Origin of the sequence: Falsiroseomonas sp. CW058, assembly GCF_050563535.1 — a bacterium.
Classification (GTDB): Bacteria; Pseudomonadota; Alphaproteobacteria; order Acetobacterales; family Acetobacteraceae; genus Falsiroseomonas.
In genome coordinates this window covers 34,363-60,776 of sequence record NZ_JBNXUO010000030.1, presented here as the reverse complement: position 1 = coordinate 60,776, position 26,414 = coordinate 34,363, and the positions used below count along the sequence as shown (strand labels likewise).

The window sequence follows — 26,414 nt, the reverse complement described above, 5'->3', positions numbered from 1 at the left end:
CTCGATGAGGCGGCGGAGGCGCATGACCGCGCCCGCGCCGCGTTGGAGGAAGCCGAGGCGCCGTGGTTGTCGGCCCTGGCCGCGCTCGGCCTGCCCCCGGCGGCCGGGGTGGAGGAGGTGGAGGCGGCGCTCGCCGAATGGCGCGCGGTCGCCGATGCCGCGCAGGCCTGGCAGGCCGACGAGAATCGCGCCGCGGCGCTGGAGGCCGACGTCGCCGCGCTGGCCCGCGCCGTCGACGCGGTCCTCGGCCGGCTGGAGGCGGGGCAGGAGGAAGCCGATCCGCTCGCCGCGGCGGCTGCGCTGCAGCGCCGCCTGGTGGCCGCGCGCGAGACGGAGGCCGAGGCGCGGGGCCTCGAGGGGCAGGGCGCGAAACGCCGTGCCGAGGCGCAGGCGGCGCGTGATGCCGGGGCGGCGGCGGCGGCGGCGCTCGCGCGGCTGCACGAGGCGGCCGGCACCGCCGACCTCGCCGCCCTCGAAAACGCGGTCGCGCGGGCAGCGCGGCGCGACGTGCTGGCGGCGCAGGTGGGGCAGGAGGAGGCGGAGCTGGCCGCAGCGGGCGACGGGCTCGCCGAGGACGCGTTGCGGGACGAGGCAGCCGGCTTCGACCCCGACCATGTCGAGGCGCGGCTCGACGGGATCGAGGCGCGCCGGCATGAACTCGGCGACCGCCGCACGACACTCGGCGGCCTGCGCGCGCAGCAGCAGGCGGCGCTGGCGGCGCTGGAGGGCGGCCGCGACGCGGCGGGCATAGCGCAGGATTCGCGCCAGCACCTGGCCGATGCGCAGGAGGCGGCGGAGGGCTATGCGCGCCTGCACCTCGCCCGCCGGCTGCTGGGCGCGGCGATCGAGCGGCTGCGCCAGGAACGCCAGGACCCCATGCTGCGCGCCGCGGCCGGCCATTTCCGGCTGCTGACCGGCGGGCGCTATCCGCAGCTGTCGAGCGACGAGGACGACGACGGCCGCCCCCTGCTTTCCGCCGTGCGGGAGGACGGGACCGCCTGCCTGATGGATGCGCTGAGCGAAGGCACGCGCGACCAGCTGTTCCTTGCGCTGCGCATCGCGGCGGTCGAGGCGCATGCCGGCGCGGCCGAGCCGCTGCCCTTCATCGCCGACGACCTGCTGGCCACCTTCGACGACGCCCGCGCCACGGCGGCGCTGCGACTGCTGGTGCGTCTCGGCGCGGCGGTGCAGCCGGTGCTGTTCACCCACCATGCCCATGTCGCCGACCTCGCCGCCGGGATCGAGGGAGCGGAGGTGCTGACCCTTCCGGCGCTGTCGGTCCCGGCGGAGCTGCGCGCCCCCGTGGCCTGAGCCGGCGGGCGCGGCTAGGCTCCGGCCGAGGCAAGGGAAGGAAGCCCGCCATGGATGCCGCCACGCTGCCGCCCGTGATCCGCCTCTCGCCCGAGGATGGGGTGCTGATCGCCCGCGTCGCGCTGCCGCCCGGGGTGCCGCTCGGCGGCGGCGTCGCGGTGGGAGCGCGGCGCATCCCGCCGGGCCACAAGGTGGCCGCCCGGGCCCATGCGGCCGGCGAGCCGGTGCGGCGCTACGGCCAGATCATCGGCTTCGCGACGGAAGCGATCGCGCCGGGCGACTGGGTGCACACCCACAACCTGGCCATGGGCGACTTCGGCAAGGATTATGCCTGGGGCGTGGATGCGAAGCCGACGCTCCCTGTGCCGGAGCCCGCGACCTTCCTCGGCATCCGCCGCGCCGACGGGCGCGCGGCGACGCGCAACTACATCGGCATCGTGACCAGCGTGAACTGCTCGGCCCATGTGGCGGAGCTGATAGCCGGCGCCTTCCGGCGCAACCCCTTCACGGGCGACGACCCCCTGGCCGGCTTCCCCAATGTCGACGGCGTGGTGGCGCTGACGCACAAGACCGGCTGCGGGATGACGGCGGGCGAGCCGCTGCGCCTGCTGCGCCGCACGCTGGCGGGCTTCGCGCGGCACGTCAATTTCAGCCACGTCATCGCCATCGGGCTGGGCTGCGAGGTCAACCAGCTCGGCCCGATGCTGGAGGAGCAGAGGCTGGCAGGGCGGCTGCGCAGCATGGACATCCAGGAGATGGGCGGCACGCGGAAGACCGTGGAGGCCGGCATCGCCTTCGTGCGGGAGGTGCTGGCCGAGGCGAACCGGGTGCACCGCGTGCCGGTGCCGGCGGCCGAGCTGGTGGTGGCGCTGCAATGCGGCGGGTCGGACGGGTATTCGGGCATCACCGCGAACCCGGCGCTGGGCGCGGCGTCCGACCTGGTGGTGCGCCACGGCGGGACGGTGATCCTGAGCGAGACGCCCGAGACCTATGGCGCGGAACACCTGCTGACGCGCCGCGCCACCTCGCGCGAGGTCGGCGAGAAGCTGGTCGGGCTGATGCGCTGGTGGGAGGAGTACACGGCGCGGGAAGGCGCGGAGATGAACGCCAACCCCTCGCCCGGCAACAAGGCGGGGGGGCTGACGACGATCCTGGAGAAGTCGCTCGGCGCCATGGCAAAGGCGGGCACGACGAACCTGACCGCGGTGTACGGCTATGCCGAGCCGGTGACGGAGAAGGGCTTCGTCTTCATGGACACGCCCGGCTACGACCCGGTGGGCGCGACCGGCCAGGTGGCGGGGGGCGCGAACCTGATGTGCTTCACCACCGGGCGCGGCAGCGTGTTCGGGATGAAGCCCGCGCCCTCCATCAAGCTCGCGACCAACACGCCGATGTACGAACGCATGTCGGAGGACATGGACGTGAACTGCGGCACGATCCTGAGCGGGGAGGAGAGTGTCGCCGAATGCGGCGGGCGCATCTTCCGCCTGATGCTGGACGTCGCGAGCGGCGCGCGGACGCGGAGCGAGGGCTACGATTTCGGCGGCGCGGAATTCGCCCCCTGGGTGATCGGGGCGACGATGTAGCGGCGCGCGTGCGTCACCGGCCGAGCGCGAGCCTGCCGATCAGCTCCCGCACATGCAGGCACTGGGCGATCTGGTGGTCGCCGCCGGGGCGGAGCGCGGCGTTCGGCGTCGTCACCCGCGCGGCCCAGGCCTCGCAGGCGGTCGAGCTGTCGAAATAGCGGGTTTCCAGCACCGGCGCGCCGCCGCCGGCCGCCACCGCCATCACCAGCGCCACCCAGGCCCCCATGGTCGCCTCCGCATCCTGTCCGGCGCGGCAACGCGGCCAGGGGGCGCGGGTTGGGCGGAGGACGCCTTGCCGCCGTCAGGCGGCGTCGATCAGCCGCACCCGCTTGCCGTCCACGCCGAGCGCCACCCGGCCCGCCTTCAGCGCCAGCGCGGCCTCCCCGAACACCTCGCGGCGCCAGCCATGCAGGACGGGCAGGTCCTCCTCGCCGGCGGCAAGCCGTTCCAGCTCGTCGCTGCTCGCCAGCAGGCGGGGGGCGACGTGGTGCTCCTCGCTCTTGGCGGCCAGCAGCACCTTCAGCAGGGCGACGAGCGCGGGGGATGGCGCGGCGCCGGCGCGTTCGCGCGGGGCCTCGGGCAGGTCGGCGTCGGGCAGCGCCTTCGCCTCGGCCAGGGCGGCCAGCAGGCTCGCGCCGGACTTGCCCTTGGCGAAGCCTTCGCTGATACCGCGCGCGCGGGTCAGCTCCGCCGCCGTGGTGGGCAGGGTGGCCGCCAGTTCCAGCAGCGTCTCGTCCTTCACCAGCCGGCCGCGGGGGATGTTCACGCGCTGCGCCTCCCGCTCCCGCCAGGCGGCCAGGGCGCGCAGCGCGCCGAGGAAGCGGCGGTTGTGGCTGCGCGGCTTCAGGCGTTCCCACGCCGTCTCCGGGTCCTGCCGGTAGCCGGCGGGATTGGCGAGCTCGGCCATCTCCTCCGCCACCCAGCCGGTGCGGCCTTCCCGTTCCAGCTTGGCGGTCAGGCCGGTGTAGATGCGGCGCAGATGGGTCACGTCGGCGGCGGCATAGGCGATCTGCGCCGGGCTCAGCGGCCGCGCCGCCCAGTCGCTGAAGCGGTGGGCCTTGTCGATGTTGGCGCCGGCCAGGGCGCGCGCCAGCGAATCGTAGCTCACCTGGTCGCCGAAGCCGGCGACCTGGGCGGCGACCTGGGTGTCGTAGATCGGCGTCGGCACGGCACCGAAGCGCAGCAGGAAGATCTCCACGTCCTGCCGCGCCGCGTGGAACACCTTCATCACCGCCGGGTCGGCCAGCAATTCGCCGAGCGGGGCGAGGTCGAGCCCCGGCGCCAGCGCGTCCACCACCGCCACTTCACCCTCGCCCGCCAGTTGCACGACGCATAGCTCGGGCCAGTAGGTCCGCTCGCGCATGAATTCGGTGTCGACGGTGACGAAGCGTTCGCCGCGCAGCCGCGCGCAGAGCGCCGCGAGGCCTTCGCTGTCGGTGACGAGGGACGGCGCGGCTTCGGCGCCGGCCGGGGGCTTGCGGCTCATCCCGCCGTCTTAGCCCCCGTCGCGCCACCCGCCCAGCCCCCGCCCCGGCCCCGCGGCCCGGCGCCCCGTAGGCGCGCCGGGGTGGCGGGCCGCCGGCCGCCCTTGACAGACCCGCCACCCTGGGGCGGTTTGGCGGCCCCTTTCCCAAGCCGTCACGGGTCCCCCAATGCACGCCTACCGCACCCATACCTGCGGCGCGCTCCGCGCAGCCGATGCCGGCAAGACCGCCCGTCTCTCCGGCTGGGTGCACCGCAAGCGCGACCATGGCGGGCTGCTGTTCGTGGACCTGCGGGACCATCACGGGCTGACGCAATGCGTGGTCGCGCAGGGCGCCCCCGGCTTCGCCACCCTCGACGCCGCGCGGCCGGAAAGCGTGGTGACGGTGACCGGGGAGGTGGTCCCGCGCGAGGGGTCCACCGTGAACCCCAAGCTGCCGACCGGCGAGATCGAGCTTCGCGTGCGCGAGGTGGCCGTGCAGTCCGCGGCCGAGGTCCTGCCCATCCAGGTCGCCGGCGACCAGGAATTCCCCGAGGACCTGCGCCTGCGCTACCGCTTCATCGACCTGCGGCGCGAACGCCAGCACCGCAACCTGATGCTGCGCAGCGCGGTCATCGCCTCCATCCGGCGGCGGATGATCGAGCAGGGCTTCACCGAATTCCAGACCCCGATCCTGACGGCGTCGAGCCCGGAGGGCGCGCGGGACTTCCTGGTGCCGGCGCGCAACCATCCGGGCAAGTTCTACGCGCTGCCGCAGGCCCCGCAGCAGTTCAAGCAGCTCTGCATGGTGGCGGGCTTCGACCGCTACTTCCAGATCGCCCCCTGCTTCCGCGACGAGGCCAGCCGCGCCGACCGCAGCCCCGGCGAGTTCTACCAGCTCGACTTCGAGATGAGCTTCGTCACGCAGGAGGACGTCTTCGCCGCGATCGAGCCGGTGCTGGCCGGCGTGTTCGAGGAATTCGCCGACTTCTCCGGCACGCGCCGGTCCGTCACCCCCGCGCCCTTCCCCCGCATCCCCTTCGACCGGGCGATGCTGGAATTCGGCTCCGACAAGCCGGACCTGCGCAACCCGATCCGCATCGCCGACGTGACGCAGCACTTCGCGGGCGGCAGCTTCGGGCTGTTCGCGCGGATCGCGGCCTCGGGCGGGGTGGTGCGCGCCATCCCCGCGCCGGGCGCGGGCGCCAACCCGCGCAGCTTCTTCGACAAGATGAACGAATGGGCGCGTGAGGCGGGGGCGGGCGGGCTCGGCTACATCACCTTCCAGAAGGGTGAGGCCGGCGGCCCGATCGCGAAGAACCTGGAGCCGGACCGGGTGGCGGCGCTGCGGGCGGCCTGCGGGCTCGGCCCCGACGACGCGGTGTTCTTCGCCGCGGGCAAGGTGGAGGAGGCCGCGAAGCTCGCCGGCCAGGCGCGCACCCGGCTCGGCAACGAATTGGGCCTGGTCGAGAAGGACGCCTACCGCTTCTGCTGGGTGACCGACTTCCCGATGTACGAGCGCAACGAGGAGACCGGGCAGATCGACTTCAGCCACAACCCCTTCAGCATGCCGCAGGGCGAGCTGGAGGCGCTGAACACGATGGACCCGCTCGACATCAAGGCATACCAGTACGACATCGTCTGCAACGGGATCGAGCTGTCGTCGGGCGCCATCCGCAACCACCGCCCGGACATCATGCTCCGCGCCTTCGAGATCGCGGGCTATGGCGCGGATGTGGTGGAGCAGCGCTTCGGCGGCATGCTGAACGCCTTCCGCTACGGCGCGCCGCCGCATGGCGGCTCGGCGCCCGGGATCGACCGCATCGTGATGCTGCTGGCGGACGAGCCGAACATCCGGGAAGTGATCCTGTTCCCGATGAACCAGCAGGCCGAGGACCTGATGATGGGCGCCCCCGCCCCGGTGGAGCCCGCCCGCCTGAAGGAACTTTCGATCAGGCTCGATCTTCCGCCCGCCAAGGGTGCCGCGGCGGCGAAGGCGCCCTAAGTTACGCGGGCCGCCGCCGCGGCCGCAGGGCCGGGGCGGGACCGGCCCTGCCCTGTCCCGCCCCGTCGGAGAACCCGGACGACCATGCCGATCGCCCCCCCCACCCGCCGGCTGCTCGGCACCGTTGCGCTGCTCGCCCTCATGGCCGCCCCGGCGGCATCGCAGACCACGCCCGCCGCGCCGCAGCACGGGGTGGCGGCGGAGGCGATCGCCGCCGGCATCGGCCGCATGGCGGCCCACCGCGCCGCCTACCGGCTCGACCTCGGCGAGGCGCGGGGCTCCGGCATCAGCTCGGTCCGCGGCGCCATGATGTTCGAGGTGCAGGATGCCTGCGAGGGCTGGGCCACCCGCCAGCGCATGACGATGACCGTGGTGGACCGCGACGGGCAGGAGGTGGAGACAGTGTCTGACTACGCCACCTACGAGGCGAAGGACGGGTCGCGCCTGCGCTTCTCCCTCACCCAGACCAGCCAGGGCGCGGTCAGCCAGCGCGTCTCGGGCGAGGCGGAGCTGAAGCCGGACGGGTCCGGCCGCGTCCGCTACGCCGACCCGGCGGGGCGGGAGGAGGAGCTGCCCGCCGGCACCCTGCTGCCGATGCGCCACACCGTGCTGGCGGTGGAGGCGGCGCGCGCGGGCCGGCGGCTGCTGGCGGCGCCGCTGTTCGACGGCACGTCCGACGAAGGCGCGCAGGACACCACCACCATCGTCTCGGGCTGGGGCGCCACGCCGGGCCAGCCGCGCTTCCCCCTGCTGGCCGACCAGGCCTCCGGCCGCATGCGCATCGCCTTCTTCGAGCGCGGCGCGGCGACGACGGGCGCGAGCCAGCCGGAATACGAGGTGGGCCTGCGCTACTTCGAGAACGGCGTGGCGGACGAGCTGGCGATGGATTTCGGCGAATTCTCGGTCACTGGCCGGATGCTGGAACTCGCGCCCCTCCCGGGTGGCTGCTGAGGGAGGCGGCCGGCGCGGTCAGCGGACCGCGTCCCACATCCCGCCTTCGGGCGACCAGTCGCGCTTCGGCGGCGCGGCCCGCCGCTCCGGCGTCGGCAGGCGCCAGCCCGGCTGCGCCAGGCGCTTCTCCACCCGGCGCGCCAGGCGGCGCGACGGCGATTCCACCAGCAGGTTCATCGCCACCCCGGCCACCAGCGCCGCCCCCACGCCCAGCGCCGCGACCGCGACCGGGTGCAGGCTGTCGTGGAGCAGGTGCAGGCAGGCCACCAGCACCGGCACATGCACGAGGTAGAGGCTGTAGGAGATGCGGCCGAGCCCGGCCAGCAGCGGCACCCGCAGCGCCGTGCGGAAGCGGCCGGGCTGGCGCGCCAGCAGGATCAGCAGCACCGCGCCCCCGTAGACCGCGATGTCGGACGCCATCGAGAACAGCGCGAAGCAGGCGATGGCGGCGGCGAGGGTCTGCATCCGGTCGAGCCGCGGCAGTTCCGCCGGGAAGGCGAGCGCGAGCGCGACGCCCGCGCCGATGCCGCCCGCGAAATACATCGTCGCCATCACCGTGCTGTGGAACTGCGTGCCGAGCAGCACGCGGTTCTCCGCAGCCCCGCCCATGATGCCGAGCACGCTGACGGCCAGCACCAGCGCCAGGAACAGCGCGACGCGCCCGCGGAAGACCAGCAGCAGGGGCAGCAGCACCGTCAGGCGCCATTCGTGCACCAGCGACCACAGCACGATGTTCAGCCGCATCGTGTCGTTGTTCGCCACCAGCAGCGCGTTGGTCACCACCTGCTCCAGCGTCGGCGGCACCAGCCAGGTGAACAGGCTGTAAGGACGCCAGGCCTCCGGCAGGTCGGGGTCGGCGACCAGCCAGTAGAGCAGCACCGAGAGCAGGACGGAGACGACGACCGGCAGCCCCAGCCGGATGGTGCGCTGCGCCGCGAAGGCGGCGAGCCCCGGCGACCCGCTGGCCAGCAGCGCGCGCATCAGCACGTAGCCGGACAGCACGAAGAAGAACAGCACCGCGGGGCGGCCCACCTCCAGCATCCGCAGCGGCGTCAGGTTCAGCAGCGTGTAGCGCAGGAAGCCGATGCCCGGGATGTCCGGATGGGCGATCGGCGGCACCAGCTGGTGCGCGTGCTGGAGCAGCACCGCGAAGGCGGCAAGCCCGCGCAGCGCGTCGAGTTCGGTCAGGCGGTCGGCGGACGCTGCAACCCTGTCGCTGCTCATCTCGTGGCCGGGTGTGTCATGCACTGGCCACAAAGTATGCAGCGGACCGAGGTTGCAGCGTAACGGAGATACGATCAGTTCGTCGCGAACAGCCCCGCGATCTCCGCGCGGTCGCGCGTGACGGTGAGGGCGAGCATCAGCAGCACGCGCGCCTTCTGGGGGTTGAGGTTGTCGGCGTTCACGATGCCCTGCGCCTGGTAGCGCCGCGCCGGGAAGGTCCGCCCCGACCCCGCGCGCGACGACATCACGACCACGCAGCCGCCCGCCGCGGCCTCGGCCAGCGCCTCGCGCTCGGCAGGGCTGGTGAAGCCCGGCGCGAAGCCGGCGGCGACGATGCCCTGCGCGCCGGCCGCCAAGAAGGCGCGCGTCGCCACGCCGTCGCCGCCCGCAACCGAATAGGCGACATCGACGCGGGGCGGCGCCTCGATCCCGCGGATGTCGAACAGGCGTCCGGGCGGGTAGCGTTCCGGGCGCCGCCAGTAGGTGACGCCGTCGGCATCGACATGGCCGAGCACGCCGAGATCGGGGCTGCGGAAGGTCTGCAGCCGCCCGGTGGAGGTCTTCGTCACCTCCCTCGCGGCGTGGATCTCGTCGTTCAGCACGACCAGCACGCCCCGCCCGCGCGATGCCGGCGCCCCCGCGGCGCGCACCGCGGCCACCAGGTTCATGTGCCCGTCGGTGGACAGCCCCGTGAAGGGACGCTGCGCACCGGTCAGCACGACCGGCACGCCGTCATCGGGCAGGGTCAGGGACAGCAGGTAGGCCGTCTCCTCCAGCGTCGCGGTCCCGTGCGTGACGACGATGCCGGCCAGGTCCGGATGCGCCGCCTTCACCTCCGCCACCTTCGCGACCAGCGCGCGCCAGTCGGACCAGCCGACGGCGGTGGAGGGGATGGCGGAGAACAGCACCGGCACGACATCCGCCACGAGCTTCAGCGCCGGCACGCCGGCCACCAGCCCCTCCGCGTCCAGCAGCGGCAGGCCGGAGGAGGCGTAGTCCGCCACGTCGAGCGGTCCCACCCCCTGGGAGGCGATCGTGCCCCCGGTCCCGATCACCGCCACCTTCGGCTTCGTCATCTGCGTCATTCCCCCTTCGTGCCGAGCATCGGCCCGGCGTAGCCCAGCTCCGCCGCCTCGACCACCGTGCAGGTCAGGCGGGAGACGCAGGCCAGCCGCCCGTCCGCGCGGCGGATCTCGGTCTGCCAGACCTGCGTGCGCCGGCCGAGATGCAGCGGCCGGCATTCCGCCGTCACGGTCTGGCCGACCGGCACGCCGGCCAGGTGGTTCGCGTTCACCTCCAGCCCGACGGCGAGCTGCGTCTCCGGCAGGGTCAGGATGCAGCCGATGGAGCCGAGCGATTCGCTCAGCACGACGGACACGCCGCCATGCAGCAGGCCGAAGGGCTGGGCGTGGCGTTCGTCCACCGGCATCTCGGCGCGCAGGAAGTCCGGCCCGATCTCGGTGATGCGGATGCCGAGCAGGCCGGCCACGGTCCTTGCGCTGCGCGCATGGATGACATCGGGCGTCACCGCGCGCTTCCAGATGGCCATGCCGGGGCGGCTCCTGCCTGTTGCGGCGCGCAGTCAGGCGCCGAGACGCCTTGCGGTCAAGCCGCCGGTCGCCGACAGGCGCAGCCAGCGCGCCAGCATCAGCGCCGCCACCAGGAACAGCCCGGTCGCGAGGCCGAGCCAGATGCCCTGCGGCCCGAAGCCCAGGCGGAAGGCCAGCAGCAGCCCGACCGGCAGGCCCACCACCCAGTAGCCGAAGCCGGCCACCACCATCGGCACCCCCGTGTCCTTCAGCCCGCGCAGCGCCCCCGCCGCGACCGACTGCACCCCGTCCGCCAGCTGGAACAGCCCCGCGACGCCGAGCAGCACCGCCGCCAGCGCCGCCGTCTCCGCGGCACCCGGCTGGCGGGCATCGAGGAACAGCCACGCGATCGGCCCGGCGAAGGCGAGCAGCACGGCGGCCGAGCTGGCCATGAAGCCGGCGCCGAGCGCGACCGCGACATGCCCCGCCCGCATCGCCGCCAGCGGCCGCGCCGCGCCGGTCGCGAGCCCGACGCGCGCGGTCGCCGCCTGGGCGATGCCCATCGGCACCATGAAGGTCAGCGTGGCCACCTGCACCGCGATGGCATGCGCCGCGACCGCGACTGCGCCAAGCCAGCCCATCGCGATCGCCGCCGTGGCGAAGACCGCGATCTCGAGCGACATGGCGCCCGCGATCGGCAGGCCGATCGCCACCACCTCACGCAGCCGTGCGGGGTCGAAGCGCCAGAAGCGGCCGAGCAGCCGGTAGCGCCGCAGCCGCCGGTCCCGCGCGATCAGCACCAGCAGCCCCAGCAGCATGAAGACGTTGCAGAGCGCCGAGGCGAGGCCCGCGCCCACCACGCCGAGCGCGGGCAGCCCCGCCCCGCCATGGATCAGCCAGGCGTTCAGCGGGATGTTGAGCGCGATGCCGGCGAGGGAGACGTGCAGCGCCGCCGCCGGCCGCTCCTCGGCCGAGAGGAAGCCGCGCAGCACGACGAAGGCGCAGAAGGGGGGCAGCCCCCACATCAGCGCGCGGACATAGTCCTGCGCCAGCGCGGCCAGGGCGGGGTCCTGGCCCAGCGCCTCCAGCACCGGGGCGGTGTGCCACAGCAGCACCCAGACCGGCAGCACCGCCGCCCCGCAGGCCCAGAGCGCGGCCCGCACGTCCCGCCGCATGCCGCGCACGAAGCGCCGCCCGCGGCCGCGCGTCTGCGCGCACATCGGCGCCGCCGCCAGCGCCAGCCCGAAGCAGGGCGCGAAGGCGGCCCAGTAGAGATTGGCGCCGAGGGTGGAGGCCGCGAGCGCCTCGGTCCCCACGCGGCCGAGGAAGACGGCGTCCGTGATGGACAGGGCGAACTGGCTGAGATTGGTCAGCACCAGCGGCCAGGCCAGCGCCAGCGTCGCGCGCGCTTCCGCGCCCCAGCCGCGCCCATCCCCGTCCCGGTCTTCCATCCCCGGGCCTTACCCCGCCCGCCCCCGCCCGCGGAAGCCCCGAGCCAGCCCTTTGGCGCGCCGGCCCTGCCGGGTTAGCATCACGCGGGAAACGCCGGAGGCCCGCCCATGCAACGCCGATCCATCCTCGCCGCCCCCGCCCTGGCGGGCCTTGCCGCCCTGCCGGCCGCGGCGCAGGGGCCAGCGCGGATCGTGACGGAGGAATTCATGGTGCCGCTGCCCGATGGCGGCGGCGAGGTCTTCGTGCGTTCCAAGCGGCCCGAAGGGGCGCAGCCTTCCGCCGCGCGCACGCTGATCTTCTGCCACGGCGCCACCTATCCCGCGCACACCGCCTTCGACCTGCCGCTCGCCGGCGTGTCCTGGATGGACTACATCGCAGGCCGCGGCTTCGACGTGTGGTGCATGGACCTGCCGGGCTATGGCCGTTCCACCCGCCCCGCCGCCATGTCCCAGCCCGCCACGGCCGCGGCCCCGCTGGTGCGGGGCGACGAGGCGGTGCGCGCGATCGCCGCGGTCAGCGCCTTCGTGCGGAACCGCCGGGGCGTGCCGCGCACCGTGCTGATGGCGTGGTCCTGGGGCTGCTCGCTCGTCGCGCGCTATGCCACCGACAATCCCGGCATGGCGGAGCGCCTGGTGCTCTACGCGCCGCAATGGCTGCGCGAGGGGGCGAGCCCGGCGGGCGTCGGCGCCTCGGCCGATCTCGGCGCCTGGCGCAGCGTGACGCAGGCGCAGGCGCGGGAGCGGTGGATGGCGGGCGTGCCGGAGGCGGCGCGCGCCGGCCTCATCCCCCCCGGCTGGTTCGAGCACTGGGCCGGCGTGACCTGGGCGACCGACCCGGAGGGGATGCGGCAGAACCCCTCCGTCCTGCGGGCGCCGAACGGCGTGCTGCTCGACAGCCGCGAATACTGGCAGTCGGGCCGCCCCTACTGGGACCCTGCCAAGGTCACGGTGCCCACCCTGCTGGTGGTGGGCGAGTGGGACCGCGACACGCCCCCCACCATGGCGACCACCATCTTCCCGCTGCTGACCGCAAGCCCCGGCAAGCGCTGCATGCTGCTGGGCGAGGGGACGCACACGATGCTGATGGAGCGCAACCGCGGCGCGCTCTATCAGGCGGTGCAGGTGTTCCTGGAGGAGGCGGCCGCCTGACCGGGGAAGCCCCGCAGGCGGCTGAAATCTTCTCCATGTAGGCTCAACCCGCCGACGAAAGCTTGCGCAGCCCGCTCCACCCGCGAGAGAGTCGGTCGTCGCCGGAGGTGCCGGCCGACCTCTTCGGGAATTCGCGACCATGACCTTCCTGCGCCGCGGCCTGGCCGCCGCCGCCCTGCTTGCCGCCCTTGCCGCGCCCGCCATGGCGCAGGACCCGTCCTTCCGGGTCAACAACCGCAGCAACCAGGTCATCAACGAGATCTACGTCTCGTCCTCGAACGACAATTCCTGGGGCGCGGACCGGCTGGGCGCCAATGTGCTCCAGCCCGGACAGTTCCTGATGGTGACGCTGCCCGCGGCGCAGTGCATGAACGACATCCGCATCGTGCTGGCGGACGGCCAGGCGCTGGAGCGCCGCCGCGTCGATACCTGCCAGATCACCGACTACAACATCGAATAGGCCACGGCTTCCGCGCCCTTCCCCGCCGGCTTCCGGGGGAAGGGCGCTTCCGCCCCCGCCGGCCGGGCGCTACCCCGGCGGCAGCGGCAGGCGGACCACCAGCGTCGCGCCGCCGCCCGGCGTCTCCTCCACGCCGATGCTCCCGCCATGCGCCTTCGCGATGGTGCGGCAGAGCGCCAGGCCCACGCCGGTCCCCTCGCCCAGCGGCTTGGTGCTGAAGAAGGGATCGAAGACCCTCTCCCGCAGGGCTTCGGGGATGCCCGGCCCGTTGTCGGCCACCCGCAGCACGGCGAAGCCGCCGTCCCGCGCCAGCGTCACCGCGATGCGGCGCTGCGGCGGCGGCGCCTCCATGCCCGCCAGCGCCCCGCGCGCATTGCCGACCAGGTTGCCGACGAGATGCGCCAGCTGGTCGCGGTCGCCGCGCAGCGGCGGCAGGTCCCGCGCGACGTCGAGCTCCACGGCGATCCCCGCCCCGCGCGCCACCTCCGCCGTCAGGTCGAGCCCGGCTTCCACCGCGCGTGCCAGGTCCACCTCCTCCCGCCGCAGCGGCTTCGCGCGGGCGGAGGCGAGCAGGCTGGCGACGATCCGGCCGCACCGCTCGGCCGCCATCCGCACCTTCTCCGCCCGCTCGGCCAGCGGCGTGCCCTCCGCCTCCTCCGCCAGCAGCAACGACTGCGCGGCGACGACGGCGAGCGGGTTGTTGATCTCGTGCGCGACGCCGGCGAGCAGGCTGGCGATGGCGGAGAGCCTCTCGTTCCGGCGCAGCGCGTCGCGGCTGGCGCGGCGCGCGCGCTCCGCCTCGCGCCGGGCGGTGATGTCGGTGTAGGTGTTGACGAGCGTGCCGTCCGGCAGCCTTTCGCGCCGCAGCTCGATGATGCGGCCGTCGGGGCGCGTCTCCTCCTGCCGTCCGGGCGGGGCCGACATGAACTGCGCCACGCGGGCCAGCACCAGCTCCTCCTCCGGCCGGCACGGATCCTCGCCGGCGCGGAGGTCGCCGCGGCGCAGCCTGTCGCGCACGAAATCGCCGAGCGGCGTGCCCGGCTCGCCCAGCCGGTCGGGGTAGCCGTACATCCGCAGGAAGCCGGGATTGGCGAGCACCAGCCGCGCATCGGGCGCGACCACGTTCACCCCGTCGGCGATGCCTTCCAGGATGGCGCGCAGCTGCGCGCGCTGCGCGGCCGCCGCCTCCTCGCGCTCCTTCAGCTCGGTCAGGTCGCGCATGTAGTTGATGAAGGCGTCGCCCGGCCCGCCGCCGCGGGCGAAGGGGCTGAAGGTGTAGGCGATGTAGCGCCGGCCGTTGCGCCGGTAGTCCACCCAGCCCTCGAAGCTCACGATCTCCCCCGCCAGGGCGCGGTCGGCGATCGGGTCGAGCCGGGCGGCGAGGTCCGGGCCGATCAGCTGATGCGTCGTCAGCGTCAGGATCTCCTCGACCGGGCGGCCGGAGAATTCGGCGAAGTCGCGGTTGACGTAGAGGTAGCGGCGATCGCGCGAGACGACGCAGACCCGCGCCGGCGCCGCATCCAGGATGCCGCGCAGCAGCGACACGTCGGCCACCAGCTGCTCATGCGTCGCGCTGTCGAGCGGGGCGGGGCGGGGCGGCGCGGGCGTCCGGGCGCGCGGGGCGGCGCCGGGGGTCAGCGCGCCGCCGCCCGATTCGTGCCAGAGCTCCGCCCGGGCGGGCGGCGGCGCGGCGCGGCTACGCCTCGGCGCTCGGGTCGAAGACATAGCCGGCCCCACGCACGGTGCGGATCACCGCCGGGCGGTCCGGCACGGCTTCCACCTTGCGCCGGATGCGGGCGATGCGGACATCGATCGATCGGTCGAAATGCTCCTCCCCGCGCGGATGCGCGAGGTCGAGCAGCGTCTCCCGCGTCAGCACGCGGTTCGGGCGTTCCGCGAAGGCGCGGAGCAGGGCGAATTCGCTCGGGCCGAGCGGGATCTCCGCCCCGTCCGGCCCGGTCAGCCGCCGCTGGTCGAGGTCGAGCCAGGTGCGCCCCATCCGCACGCGCCGCGCCTCGGCCGCAGGGGCGGGGCGCGCGGCCGCGCCGGCCAGCGCGGCGAGGGCGGCCGCCGTCCCCTCCCGCCGCCGCAGCACGGCGCGCAGCCGCGCGAGCAGTTCGCGCAGGTCCACCGGCTTCGCGATGTAGTCGTCCGCGCCTACCTCCAGCCCCACGACGCGGTCCACCACATCCCCCGCGGCGGTCAGCATGACGATGCCGATGTCGGAGTCCGCCCGCAGGGCGCGCGCGACCGACAGCCCGTCCTCCCCCGGCATCGCGATGTCGAGGACGACGAGGTCCGCCGGGCGTTCCGCCAGCAGCCGGCGCAGCGCCGCCCCGTCCCCGGCGCCGCGCACCTCGAACCCGCGGCGGGTGAGGTATTCCGCCACCGCCTCGCGCAGGTCGGGTTCGTCGTCGCAGACGATGATGGCGGGGCTGTCCGCCATGGCCTGGTTCTCCCTCGCCCCTGCCGGCCGGGGCGTGGCGCCCGCCGGGGATGCGATGCAACATCCCCGGCGTCCGCGGCGCAATAGACGAGATGCGGGCCAGCCCGCCGCCCCTGCCCGCGCCGCCCGTCCTGTTCGCCGGCACGGCCGGCCGCGCGCCCCGGAACGGCCCGGCGCGCACGTTGACACGCCCCGCGCCCGGCGCCTCACTGCCCCCACGAACCGGGTCCGAGGAAGCGCGCGATGGACGACCACGACCAGACGAAGAAGCCCTTCAAGCTCCGCAGCCAGCGCTGGTTCGACGATCCCCAGGACCCCGGGATGACGTCGCTCTACACCGAGCGGCAGCTGAACTTCGGCATGACCTTCGACGAGCTGCAGTCGGGCCGCCCGATCATCGGCATCAGCCAGACCGGCAGCGACATCGCGCCCTGCAACCGCCACCACACCATCCTGGTCGACCGCATCAAGGAAGGCATCCGCGACGCCGGCGGCGTGCCGCTGGAATTCCCGGTCCATCCCATCCAGGAGACGCTGAAGCGCCCGACCGCGGCGCTCGACCGCAACCTGCAGTACCTGTCGCTGGTCGAGGTGATGCACGGCTACCCGCTCGACGGCGTCGTGGCGACGATCGGCTGCGACAAGACGCCGGGCGCCGCGCTGATGGCGGCGGCGACCGTGAACATCCCCGTCCTCGCCTTCTCCGGCGGGCCGATGCTGGATGGCTGGTACAAGGGCCGGCTGGTCGGGTCCGGCACGGTGGTGTGGGAGGCGCGCCGCCAGCTTGCAGCGGGCGAGATCGACAACCGGCAGTTCATGGAGGCCGTCGCCTCCTCCTCCACCTCCTGGGGGCATTGCTCGACCATGGGCACGGCGCTGTCCATGAATTCCCTCGTGGAGGCGGTGGGGATGAGCCTGCCGGGCTGCGCCGCCATCCCCGGGCCGCACCGCGAACGCGCGCAGATGGCCTACTGGACGGGGCGGCGCATCGTGGAGATGGTGCGGGAGAACCTCCGCCCCTCCGACGTGATGACGGCGAAGGCGTTCGAGAATGCGGTGTCGGTGGCGAGCGCGATCGGCGCCTCCTCAAACTGCCCGCCGCACATGATCGCCATCGCGCGGCACATGGGCGTGGACCACACGCTGGAGGACTGGCAGCGCGTCGGCGCCGACATCCCGCTGCTGGTGGACTGCCAGCCGGCAGGGCGCTTCCTGGGCGAGGCCTTCCACCGCGCGGGCGGCGTGCCCGCGGTGATGCGCGAATTGCTGGAGGCCGGGCGCCTGCATGGCGACGTGATGACGGTGACGGGCAGGACGGTGGCGGAGAACCTGGCCGACACCCCCCTCTCGCCCGACCGCGAGGTGATCCGCGCCTATGCGAAGCCGATGAAGGAGAAGGCCGGCTACCTGGTGCTGACCGGCAACCTGTTCGACAGCGCGGTCATCAAGGTCAGCGTCATCGACGAGGAGTTCCGCCGCCGCTTCTTCAGCGAGACGCCGGACGTCTTCGAAGGCAAGGCCGCGGTGTTCGAAGGGCCGGAGGACTACCACGCCCGGATCGAGGACCCCGCCCTCGGCATCGACCAGCACACGGTGCTGGTGGTCCGCAACTGCGGGCCGGTGGGCTATCCCGGCTCGGCGGAGGTGGTGAACATGCAGCCGCCCGCGGCGCTGCTGAAGCAGGGCATCAAGGCGCTGCCCACCATGGGGGACGGGCGGCAGAGCGGGACCTCGGGGTCCCCCTCCATCCTCAACGTCACGCCGGAGGCGGCGGTGGGCGGCGGGCTGGCGCTGCTGAAGCATGGCGACCGCATCCGCATCGACCTGAAGGCGCGCCGGGTGGACGTGCTGATCCCGGCGGAGGAGCTGGCCGCCCGCAGGGCCGCCTGGACGCCGCCGAAGCTGGTGAGCAAGACGCCGTGGGAGGAGATCTACCGCACCCATGTCGGCCAGCTCGGCACCGGCGCCTGCCTCGAGCCCGCGACGCTGTTCCTGAACATCCTGGAGACCCGGGGCGAGAGCCGCCACAACCACTGAGCGCGCGACGCGCCCCACCCCTCCCCCGCGGCCGGGGGAGGGGCTAGAGGGAAAGGGGCGCGGGCGCTCCGCCCCCGCGCCGGCCACGACAGGAACGGGAGGACCAAGCCGCCATGGCCAGCCGCCTTGCGGGAAAGCGCGCCCTGATCACCGCCGCGGCGCAGGGCATCGGCCGCGCCACCGCGCTGGCCTATGCGGCCGAGGGCGCCGAGGTGATCGCGACCGACCGGGACGCGGCGAGGCTCGCCGGGCTCGTCGCGCCGGGGATCACGACACGGGTGCTCGACGTGCTCGACCCCGCGGCGATCGGCGCGGTGGTGGGCGATGCGGGGCGGATCGACGTGCTGTTCAACTGTGCGGGCTTCGTCCACCAGAACACGGTGCTGACGGCGACCGACGCCGAATGGGACTTCGCCTTCGACCTGAACGTGCGCGCGATGTGGCGCATGATCCGCGCCGCGCTTCCGGGGATGCTGGAACGCGGGCGGGGGACGATCGTGAACATGTCCTCGGCCTGCTCCTCGATCAAAGGGGCGCCGAACCGCTTCCTCTACGGCACGACCAAGGCGGCGGTGATCGGGCTGACGAAGTCGGTGGCGACCGAATACGTGGCCCGCGGCATCCGCTGCAACGCGATCTGCCCGGGCACGGTGGATACCCCCTCCCTCGGCGAGCGGATCGCGGCCAATGCGGCGGCGGCGGGCGGCGTGGAGGCGGCGCGCGCCGCCTTCGTGGCCCGCCAGCAGATGGGCCGGCTGGCCACCGCGGAGGAGATCGCGGCGCTGGCGGTCTACCTGGCGGCCGACGAGAGCGCCTTCGTCACCGGCCAGGCGGTCACCATCGACGGTGGATGGACCCTGTAGCCCCTTCGCGTCCCACGAAACTTGTTCTAAAGGCAGGATCATCATGAAGCTCCTCCGCTACGGCCCCGCGGGCCAGGAAAAGCCCGGCATGCTGGACGCCTCGGGCGCCATCCGGGACCTCTCCGGCGTGATCGCCGACCTGGCGGGGGATGCGCTGTCGCCCGCCGGTCTCGCGAAGCTCGCCGGGCTCGACGCCGCTTCGCTGCCGGTGGTGGGCGGCCGCCCGCGGCTCGGCCCGCCGGTGGCGGGGATGCGGAACTTCGTCTGCATCGGGCTGAACTACGCCGACCACGCGGCGGAGACGGGGGCGGCCATCCCGAAGGAGCCGATCGTCTTCCTGAAGTCGCTCGGCGCGCTGTGCGGCCCGAATGACGACGTGATGATCCCGAAGAATTCCGTGAAGACCGACTGGGAGGTCGAGCTGGCCGTCATCATCGGCAGCACGGCGAAATGCGTGGACGAGGCGGCGGCGATGGACCACGTCGCGGGCTACGCCATCGCCAACGACGTGTCCGAGCGCGAATGGCAGATCGAGCGCGGCGGGTCCTGGGACAAGGGCAAGGGCTGCGACACCTTCGGCCCTCTCGGCCCCTGGCTGGTCACGAAGGACGAGGTCGCGGACCCGCAGGACCTGGCCATGACGCTCGACCTCGACGGGGTGCGGATGCAGGACGGCTCGACCCGCACGATGATCTTCGGCGTGCGCCACCTCGTCTCCTACGTGTCGCACTTCATCACGCTGCATCCGGGCGACGTGATCTCGACCGGCACGCCGCCGGGGGTGGGTCTCGGGAAGAAGCCGCCGGTCTTCCTGCGGGCGGGGCAGGAGATGCGGCTCTCGATCCAGGGGCTGGGCGAGCAGGTGCAGCGCACGGTCGCATATGGCTGAGTTCTTGATTCAACAGGGGGTTTGACGACAGATGGCCGACAGCAACGAGAACGGGCGCTACCAGGTGGTGGCCTGCCCGGTGGGAACGGGGATGTTCGTGGTGCTGGTGGACAGCACCAATGGCCGGTCCTGGAAGCTGAGCTTCGAGGCGAACAACGTCTCCGGCTGGCGTCCGCTGAAGTTCCTCGACCTCAACGCCCCGGCGGCCCCGCCGGCGCCCTGACCGGCTGCGGGAAGGGCCGGGCGGCGCAGTTGGCCCGGCCCCTCCCCCGCCATTCGCGCGGCCAGCCACGGCGTGCGGCGCGCACGCGGCTGTGTGGGCCGGGCGCCGCGTCGCGCTGGTCCGTTCCGTCTCCGGGGGCCTAGCATCCCGCTCCGCGACACGATGTCGCGGAGAATCGTCATGGACATCCTCGTCAGCCGTCACATGGCGGTGGGTGATGCCACGATCGGCACGCTCACCATCGGCAGCGACTTCACCTGCTTCACGCTGGAAGACGTGATCCGGGATAAGAAGATCCACGGCAAGACCGCGATCCCGGCCGGCACCTATCCCGTACGGCTCTGCGAAAGTCCGCGCTTCTCCGACAGCTACGAGAAGAAGGGGCTGGGGCGCATCGTCCCTCTGCTGGAAGGCGTGCCGGGCTACAGCGGCGTGCGCATCCATGTCGGCAACAACGCCGAGCACACGCATGGCTGCCTGCTGGTCGGCGATGCCTGGGACCGCAAGTCACCCGCCATCGGCGCCTCGGTCGCGGCCTTCATCCGGCTGATGAAGGTGCTGCGCGCCGCCAAGGGCGAGATCCGGGTGACGCTGCGGAACGACATCGGCGAACCCCAGGGCAAGCTGCGCCACCCGAACCGCGACCTGTTCGAGGCGCTGCGCGGCGGCAGCGCCATGGTGGCGTAGCCCGCCGCCAGACGGGCGCGCGCCCGCCACATCCGCGAACCATCCTCTGCCTTCGCGGAGGATGCCGGCGCGACGATCCCCCCTTCCGCCGCGGCCGGGCGCACCCCCGCCGGGGCGGGCCTGGCCTGTCTTGCCAAATCGGCGACACCGCGGTCTATTCTCCGCAAATGCGAATCAGTCGCATTTGCAGGAACGAGACCCCAGGCATGACCGAACGCAGCCGACACACCCGCGCCCCCGCCCAGGCCGCGCCCCGCCGCCGCGCTCGCCGGGCCGCCCGTGGCGTGGCGGCGCCGGTGCTCGCCCTCGTCATCGCGGCACCGGGCGCGGGCCTCGCGCAGACCACCTCCCCCGCCCCCGAGGCCGGCGCCATCGCCCTGCCCGAGATCGGCGTGGTCGGCGCGGCGGCGGGCTACGCGGCGGCGCGCACCGGCAGCGCGACCCGCACCGACACGCCGCTGCGCGACGTGCCGCAGAGCGTCACCGTGACGACCCAGCAGGCGATCCGCGACCTGTCGATGCAGAACCTGCAGGACGTGCTGCGCTACGTCCCCGGCGCGGGCTACGCGCTGGGCGAGGGCAACCGCGACACGCCTGTGCTGCGCGGACAGTCCACCACCGCCAGCCTGTTCGTCGACGGGCTGCGCGACGACGTGCAGTACATCCGCGACCTCTACAACATAGACCGCGTGGAGGTGCTGCTCGGCCCCAATGCGATGATCTTCGGCCGTGGCGGCGCGGGCGGCGTGATCAACCGCGTGACGCGCCAGGCCGACGGCGAACGCCGGCGGGAAGTGCGGCTGCAGGCCGGCTCCTACGGGCAGCTTCGCGGCAGCTTCGACATCGGCGACACGGTGGGCGGGGGCGCGGCGGTGCGCGTCATGGGCGTCTACGAACAGGCGGACAGCTACCGCCGGGGCGTCGACCTCGAACGCTACGGCATCAACCCGACCTTCTCCTACCGCCTCGGCGACAACACCACGATCCGCGGCGGCTACGAGTATTTCCGCGACGAGCGCACCGCCGACCGCGGCATCCCCTCCTTCAACGGCCGTCCGCTGGCGACCGGCGTCGACACCTTCTTCGGCGACCCGGACCTCAGCCGCACGCGCGCCGAGGTGCATGCCTTCAACCTCGGGCTCGACCACCGCATCATGGAGGGCGTGACGCTGCGCAACACGCTGCGCTTCGCCGACTACGACAAGTTCTACCAGAACGTCTTCCCCGGCGCCGTCTCGGCCAACGGGCAGGCGGTCTCCATCGCCGCCTACAACCACTCCACCCACCGGCAGAACCTGTTCAACCAGACCGACCTGGTGATGGACCTCGCCACCGGCCCCGTCCGCCACACGCTGCTCGCGGGCGTGGAACTCGGCCGGCAATGGACGGATTCGGTGCGGCTGACGGGCTACTTCACCTCCTTCGGGCCGAACGTCACCTCGGTCAGCGTGCCGGTCGCCTCGCCGCGCATCGGCCTGCCAGTCAGCTTCCGCGCCAGCGCGACGGACGCCAATACCAGCGGCACCGCCACCACCGCCGCGGCCTACATCCAGGACCAGATGCAGCTTCTGCCCGGGCTGCAGCTGATCGCGGGCCTGCGGCTGGACAATTTCGGCATGGACTTCCGCAACAACCGGACGGGTGAGCGGGTGGACCAGAACGACACCACCCTGTCGCCCCGCATCGGGCTGGTGTGGCAGCCGGTGCAGCCGCTGTCGCTCTATGCCAGCTACAGCACCTCCTACCTGCCGCGGGCGGGCGAGCAGCTCGGCTCCCTCACCCTGTCGAACCGGTCGCTGGAGCCGGAGGAGTTCACCAACCGCGAGATCGGCGCGAAGTGGGACTTGACGCCGGACCTGTCCGTCACCGCCGCGCTGTTCCAGTTGGACCGCACCAATGTCGCGGTGACCGACCCGGCGGATGTCACGCGGTCCATCCTGGTGGACGGCACGCGCACGCGCGGCTTCGAGCTGGGCGCGCGCGGCCGCGTGACGGAGGCCTGGAGCATGATGGCCGGCTGGGCGGTGCAGGAATCCGAATTCACCAGCGCGCAGTCCGCGACCGTGCAGCAGGGCAACACGGTGCCCTTCGTGCCGCGCAACACGCTGTCGCTGTGGAACCGCTACGACGTCTCCCCCCGCCTCGGCGTCGGGCTCGGCGTGGTCCACCAGTCGAGCTACGTGGCCGCGGCGGACAACCGCGCGCGCATCCCGGCCTTCACCCGGCTCGACGGCGCGCTGTACTGGAACGTGTCGGAGCGGGTGGAGCTGCAGGCGAATTTCGAGAACCTGCTGCGGACGAAATACTACCCGGTCGCGGACAACAACAACAACATCATGCCCGGCGCGCCCTTCTCGATGCGCTTCGCGCTGACCACTCGGTTCTGAACGGCGAAGCCCCCCGCCGCCGACGCGGCGGGGGGCGCATCACCCCCCCGCCACCTCCACCACCGCGGCGAGGCCGAGCGCCGCGGCCAGCGCGTCCAGCCGGCGCTGCACGCTTTCCCCCGCGAAGACGCCGCTGCCCTCCACCAGGCGCAGCCGCAATTCGCCGCCGTGGCGGGCCAGCGCGGTGCCGGCGAGCAGCACCGGCGTGCCGCCCGAGAGCGTGAAGGCGAGGCGCAGCGCGGCGCCGAGCTGTTCGGCGCGGCGCTGCGCATCGGCGTCCAGGAGCTGGCGCGCGCAGGCGAGGAAGGGGGCGCTGGCCTCCGCCTCGTAGCGCAGCGCCACGACGAGGGCGAGGAAGGCGCGCTGGTGGTGGTCGAGCCCGACGCCGGGCTGGCGCAGCACGCGGTAGAAGCCCTGTTCCGCGCGGTAGTCGGGGTGGTCGTGGCTGCCGATGTCGGCGATCCAGCAGGCGGCCTCGCGCAGCGCGGCCTGGTCCGGCGCCTCCCCCTCGAACAGCGGGTCGGTCCAGGCGCGCAGCGCGGGCGGCAGCTCGGGCTCGCGCCCGAAGCGGGCGGCGAGGTCGCGGCCGGCGCAGAGCAGCGGGTCGGCCCCCCGCACATCGGCCGGCAGCAGGCGCGCGTACCAGCCCTCCCGCAGGCCGTTGGCGCTGAACACGACGCGGCGCGCCCCGGTGGCGCGCAGCAGGCGGCGCAGCACGACGGCGGCGAAGGGCATGTCGCCGAGCCGCTTGGCCGGCGCGCCGGGCATCTTCTCGAGCGTCCGTCGCGGCGCCTGGGCGACGACGCCGGCGAGGTCGCGCGCCTCCTCCCGCGGGAGGACGTAGTGGTGGACGATGGACAGCGGGTAGCCGGTCTGCGCGATGTGCATCCGCGCGAGCGCTCGCCAGGCGCCGCCGACGAGGTAGAGGTCCCTGCCCGCCCCGCGCTTCAGCCAGGGCACGCGGGCGAGGTCGGCCTCCACGATGGCGCGGGCCTTCGCCACCTCGCCCGCCGCACGGTCGGCCAGGCGGATCGCGCCCATCGGCAGTGACGCCGCGGCGCCCGCGCGGCCCGCATCGAGCTCGACGAGTTCGAGCGAGCCGCCGCCGAGGTCGCCGAGGATGCCGTCCGCGCCCGGGAAGCCGAGCAGCACGCCATCGGCGGAATGCGCGCCCTCCTCCTCCCCGCTCAGCACGCGGATGGGGATGCCGGGAAGGCGGGCGCGGAGCGCGGCGATGAACTCCGCGCCATTCGCCGCATCCCGCGTGGCGGCGGTGGCGACGACCTCCACCGGGTCGGCGCCCATCGCCCGCGCCACGGCGAAGTAGCGCGACATGACGGTCAGCGCCGGGCCGATCGCCTCCTCGTTCAGGCGGCCGGTCATCTGCAACCCGCGCCCGAGGCCGAGCACCGCCTTCTCGTTGAAGATGGGCAGCGGGTTGCGGGACAGCCCCTCGAAGATCACCAGGCGGACGGAGTTGGAGCCGAGATCGACCACGCCGACGCGGCGGCGCGCATCGTCGGCGTTCCGGCCATGCGCCTCGGCGGGGGAGAGGAGGTCCATGCGTTCAGTCCTGCGCCACGCGGTCCTGCCGCGTGCGACGGGGTGTGCGGGCCGGCCGTTGCAGCGCGCTGCCGCGGCCGGAGAGGGAGGGGTTGGTCATGAAATACTCATGCGCGGAGACGGGCTTCGCCCCGGGCTCCAGCCGGCGATAGGCGCCGTCAGGGCCGAGCTGCCAGGATTGCCGCGTGTCCTGGAGGTTCACCACCATCACCTGGTCGAGGATCTGGGCATGCACGGTCGGGTTCTCGATCGGCACCATCGTCTCCACCCGCCAGTCCATGTTGCGGGCCATCAGGTCGGCGCTGCTGATGAAGACGCGCGCGCGCCGCGAGGGCAGGCGGTGGCCGTTGCCGAAGACGTAGACGCGCGAATGTTCGAGGAAGCGGCCGACGATGGACTTCACCCGGATGTTGTCCGACAGGCCCGGCACGCCGGGGCGCAGGCAGCAGATGCCGCGCACCACGCAATCCACCCCCACCCCGGCCTGGGAGGCGCGGTAGAGCGCATCGATCACCTGTTCGTCGACCAGGCTGTTCATCTTGAGCCAGATGGCCGCGGGCCGACCCTCGCGCGCGAAGGCGATCTCCCGCTCGATGAGGCCGAGCAGCGCGGGGCGGATGGTGAGCGGGGCGAAGGCCAGGCCCTCCATCGTCTCGGGCCGGGCGTAGCCGGTCATGTAGTTGAACAGCTTCGCGGCATCGCGCGTCAGCCCGGCATCGGCGGTGAAGAAGCTGAGGTCGGTGTAGATGCGCGCGGTGACGGGGTGGTAGTTGCCGGTGCCGAAATGGGCGTAGCTGCGCAGGCCCTCGCGTTCGCGGCGCACCACCAGCGACACCTTGGCGTGGGTCTTCAGCTCCACGAAGCCGAACACCACCTGCACGCCCGCGGCTTCCAGCTCGCGCGCCAGCGCGATGTTGCGCTCCTCGTCGAAGCGGGCCTTGATCTCGACGATGCCGGTGACGGACTTGCCGGATTCCGCGGCCTCGATCAGCGCCTTGGCAATCGGGCTGTCGCGGGTGGTGCGGTAGAGCGTCTGCTTGATGGCCACCACGTTGGGGTCGCGCGCGGCCTGCCGCAGGAACTGGACCACCACGTCGAAGGATTCGTAGGGGTGGTGGACGACGATGTCCTTCGCCGCGATGGCCGCGAAGCAGTCGCCGCCGAAGTCGAGGATGCGTTCGGGGAAACGCGGCGTGTAGGGCGTGAACAGCAGGTCCGGCCGGTCGTCCACGATCAGCTGCCGCAGGTCGGAGACGCCGAGGATGCCGTCCACGGTGATGACGCCGCCGCGGTCCGCGTCCAGCTCGTCCGCCACCAGGTCCACCATGTCCCCGGGCATCCGCGCATCGACCGAGAGGCGGATGGCGCGGCCACGCCGGCGGCGCTTCAGCGCCGTCTCGTAGCTGCGGACCAGGTCCTCGGCCTCCTCCTCGAATTCCACGTCGGTGTCGCGGATCAGGCGGAACAGGCCGCTTTCGGCCGGCAGGAAGCCGGGGAACAGGCGGCGGAGGAACAGGAGGATCAGGTCCTCCAGCATCAGGAAGCGGATGGTGCGCGGCTCATCGTGGCGGGCGGGCAGGCGGATGAAGCGGTCCACCTGCGGCGGCAGCGGCAGCAGCGCGCGCATCGTGCCGCCATCCTCCTCCCGCACCAGCTTCAGCACCATGCAGAGCGCGAGGTTGGCGATGAAGGGGAAGGGATGCGCCGGGTCCACCGCCAGCGGGGTCAGCACCGGGAAGACCCGGTCCATGAACCAGCCTTCCAGCCAGGCGCGGTCGGGCTCGGTCAGGTCGCCCGGCGCGCAGACATGCAGCCCCGCCTCCGCCAGCAGGCCGCGCAGTTCCCGCCAGCTGTCCTGCTGGGCGGTGATCAGGCGCTGCGTCTCGTCATGGATGGCGGCCAGCGCCTGCGCGGGCGTCAACCCGTCCGAGGACGGGGTCAGCACGCCGGCGCGTTCCTGCCCGATCAGCCCGGCGACGCGCACCGAATAGAACTCGTCGAGGTTGGAGGCGGAGATGGCGACGAAGCGCAGCCTCTCCAGCAGCGGGTGGCGCGGATTCGCCGCCTCCTCCAGCACGCGGCCGTTGAAGGCCAGCCAGGAGATCTCCCGGTTGATGAAGCGCGCGGGGCTGGCGGCCGGAAGGCCGGCGGCGGCGGGCGCGGCGGGGTTGGGCAGCGTGTCCATGGCGGC

At 73.3% G+C, this 26,414-nt stretch carries 22 protein-coding genes; 12 read left to right on the top strand and 10 right to left on the bottom strand.

Annotated elements, in window-relative coordinates; translation table 11 throughout:
* Window positions 1-1,311: ATP-binding protein (locus tag ACK8OX_RS20230; RefSeq protein WP_430666051.1), on the top strand; the 1,311-nt coding region annotated here is incomplete at its 5' end.
* Window positions 1,312-1,361: 50 nt separating this feature from the next.
* Window positions 1,362-2,897 (top strand): UxaA family hydrolase, encoded by a 1,536-nt coding sequence (locus ACK8OX_RS20225; RefSeq protein WP_430666050.1) that lies wholly within the window; start codon window positions 1,362-1,364, stop codon window positions 2,895-2,897.
* A 13-nt stretch (window positions 2,898-2,910) separates the two neighbouring features.
* Here the strand turns inward: ACK8OX_RS20225 and ACK8OX_RS20220 are convergent, their stop codons facing one another.
* Together ACK8OX_RS20220 and rnd are read right to left on the bottom strand one after the other, a co-directional pair.
* On the bottom strand, window positions 2,911-3,123 hold the full coding sequence (locus ACK8OX_RS20220; protein ID WP_430666049.1) for a hypothetical protein: 213 nt from the start codon (window positions 3,121-3,123) through the stop codon (window positions 2,911-2,913).
* Window positions 3,124-3,198: 75 nt separating this feature from the next.
* Window positions 3,199-4,383: a ribonuclease D gene (gene rnd / locus ACK8OX_RS20215; RefSeq protein WP_430666048.1), complete on the bottom strand. Its 1,185-nt coding sequence runs from the start codon at window positions 4,381-4,383 to the stop codon at window positions 3,199-3,201.
* Window positions 4,384-4,549: 166 nt separating this feature from the next.
* Between rnd and aspS the strand changes: the two genes are divergently transcribed.
* Together aspS and ACK8OX_RS20205 are read left to right on the top strand one after the other, a co-directional pair.
* Window positions 4,550-6,364 carry an aspartate--tRNA ligase gene (gene aspS / locus ACK8OX_RS20210; RefSeq protein ID WP_430666047.1) on the top strand — a complete coding sequence of 605 codons (1,815 nt, stop codon included), beginning with the start codon at window positions 4,550-4,552 and terminating at the stop codon, window positions 6,362-6,364.
* Between the two features lie 84 nt (window positions 6,365-6,448).
* Window positions 6,449-7,315: a cell envelope integrity EipB family protein gene (locus tag ACK8OX_RS20205; RefSeq protein ID WP_430666046.1), complete on the top strand. Its 867-nt coding sequence runs from the start codon at window positions 6,449-6,451 to the stop codon at window positions 7,313-7,315.
* Between the two features lie 18 nt (window positions 7,316-7,333).
* Here the strand turns inward: ACK8OX_RS20205 and ACK8OX_RS20200 are convergent, their stop codons facing one another.
* The 4 genes from ACK8OX_RS20200 to ACK8OX_RS20185 are packed head-to-tail and all read right to left on the bottom strand — an operon-like array spanning window position 7,334 to window position 11,519.
* A complete protein-coding gene (locus ACK8OX_RS20200) occupies window positions 7,334-8,563 on the bottom strand; it encodes an acyltransferase family protein (protein ID WP_430666045.1) in 1,230 nt (409 codons plus the stop codon).
* 50 nt (window positions 8,564-8,613) lie between these two features.
* Complete coding sequence (locus ACK8OX_RS20195; RefSeq protein ID WP_430666044.1) at window positions 8,614-9,615, bottom strand: asparaginase; 1,002 nt, start codon at window positions 9,613-9,615, stop codon at window positions 8,614-8,616.
* A 5-nt stretch (window positions 9,616-9,620) separates the two neighbouring features.
* The gene (locus ACK8OX_RS20190) at window positions 9,621-10,088 is read right to left on the bottom strand and encodes a hotdog fold thioesterase (protein ID WP_430666043.1); all 468 of its coding nucleotides are present in this window, start codon (window positions 10,086-10,088) and stop codon (window positions 9,621-9,623) included.
* Between the two features lie 33 nt (window positions 10,089-10,121).
* Window positions 10,122-11,519: an MATE family efflux transporter gene (locus tag ACK8OX_RS20185; RefSeq protein ID WP_430666042.1), complete on the bottom strand. Its 1,398-nt coding sequence runs from the start codon at window positions 11,517-11,519 to the stop codon at window positions 10,122-10,124.
* 108 nt (window positions 11,520-11,627) lie between these two features.
* Between ACK8OX_RS20185 and ACK8OX_RS20180 the strand changes: the two genes are divergently transcribed.
* Both ACK8OX_RS20180 and ACK8OX_RS20175 read left to right on the top strand, forming a co-directional pair.
* Entirely contained in the window at window positions 11,628-12,668 is a 1,041-nt protein-coding gene (locus tag ACK8OX_RS20180; protein ID WP_430666041.1) for an alpha/beta hydrolase, read from the top strand.
* Window positions 12,669-12,807: 139 nt separating this feature from the next.
* A complete protein-coding gene (locus ACK8OX_RS20175; protein WP_430666040.1) occupies window positions 12,808-13,128 on the top strand; it encodes a hypothetical protein in 321 nt (106 codons plus the stop codon).
* A 69-nt stretch (window positions 13,129-13,197) separates the two neighbouring features.
* Here the strand turns inward: ACK8OX_RS20175 and ACK8OX_RS20170 are convergent, their stop codons facing one another.
* Both ACK8OX_RS20170 and ACK8OX_RS20165 read right to left on the bottom strand, forming a co-directional pair.
* Window positions 13,198-14,853: a PAS-domain containing protein gene (locus tag ACK8OX_RS20170; protein WP_430666039.1), complete on the bottom strand. Its 1,656-nt coding sequence runs from the start codon at window positions 14,851-14,853 to the stop codon at window positions 13,198-13,200.
* Window positions 14,825-15,574, bottom strand: coding sequence for a response regulator (locus tag ACK8OX_RS20165; RefSeq protein WP_430666038.1), 750 nt, complete (start codon window positions 15,572-15,574; stop codon window positions 14,825-14,827). Before ACK8OX_RS20165 ends, ACK8OX_RS20170 begins: the two co-directional genes overlap by 29 nt.
* A 243-nt stretch (window positions 15,575-15,817) precedes the next feature.
* Here ACK8OX_RS20165 and ACK8OX_RS20160 point away from each other — a divergent pair, with 243 nt between their 5' ends.
* From ACK8OX_RS20160 to ACK8OX_RS20135, 6 genes are all read left to right on the top strand, one after another.
* Complete coding sequence (locus ACK8OX_RS20160; RefSeq protein ID WP_430666037.1) at window positions 15,818-17,611, top strand: IlvD/Edd family dehydratase; 1,794 nt, start codon at window positions 15,818-15,820, stop codon at window positions 17,609-17,611.
* 113 nt (window positions 17,612-17,724) lie between these two features.
* Window positions 17,725-18,474, top strand: coding sequence for an SDR family oxidoreductase (locus ACK8OX_RS20155; RefSeq protein ID WP_430666036.1), 750 nt, complete (start codon window positions 17,725-17,727; stop codon window positions 18,472-18,474).
* Between the two features lie 43 nt (window positions 18,475-18,517).
* Window positions 18,518-19,363: a fumarylacetoacetate hydrolase family protein gene (locus ACK8OX_RS20150; RefSeq protein WP_430666035.1), complete on the top strand. Its 846-nt coding sequence runs from the start codon at window positions 18,518-18,520 to the stop codon at window positions 19,361-19,363.
* A gap of 31 nt (window positions 19,364-19,394) precedes the next feature.
* Window positions 19,395-19,586, top strand: coding sequence for a hypothetical protein (locus ACK8OX_RS20145; RefSeq protein WP_430666034.1), 192 nt, complete (start codon window positions 19,395-19,397; stop codon window positions 19,584-19,586).
* Between the two features lie 180 nt (window positions 19,587-19,766).
* Window positions 19,767-20,273: a DUF5675 family protein gene (locus ACK8OX_RS20140; RefSeq protein WP_430666033.1), complete on the top strand. Its 507-nt coding sequence runs from the start codon at window positions 19,767-19,769 to the stop codon at window positions 20,271-20,273.
* A 206-nt stretch (window positions 20,274-20,479) separates the two neighbouring features.
* Entirely contained in the window at window positions 20,480-22,660 is a 2,181-nt protein-coding gene (locus ACK8OX_RS20135) for a TonB-dependent receptor (RefSeq protein ID WP_430666032.1), read from the top strand.
* Window positions 22,661-22,699: 39 nt separating this feature from the next.
* On the opposite strand, the gene ACK8OX_RS20130 is transcribed toward ACK8OX_RS20135, so the two are convergent.
* Window positions 22,700-24,223 (bottom strand): Ppx/GppA family phosphatase, encoded by a 1,524-nt coding sequence (locus ACK8OX_RS20130; RefSeq protein ID WP_430666031.1) that lies wholly within the window; start codon window positions 24,221-24,223, stop codon window positions 22,700-22,702.
* A 4-nt stretch (window positions 24,224-24,227) separates the two neighbouring features.
* On the bottom strand, window positions 24,228-26,408 hold the full coding sequence (locus ACK8OX_RS20125; protein ID WP_430666030.1) for an RNA degradosome polyphosphate kinase: 2,181 nt from the start codon (window positions 26,406-26,408) through the stop codon (window positions 24,228-24,230).
* Between the last annotated feature and the right edge of the window lie 6 nt (window positions 26,409-26,414).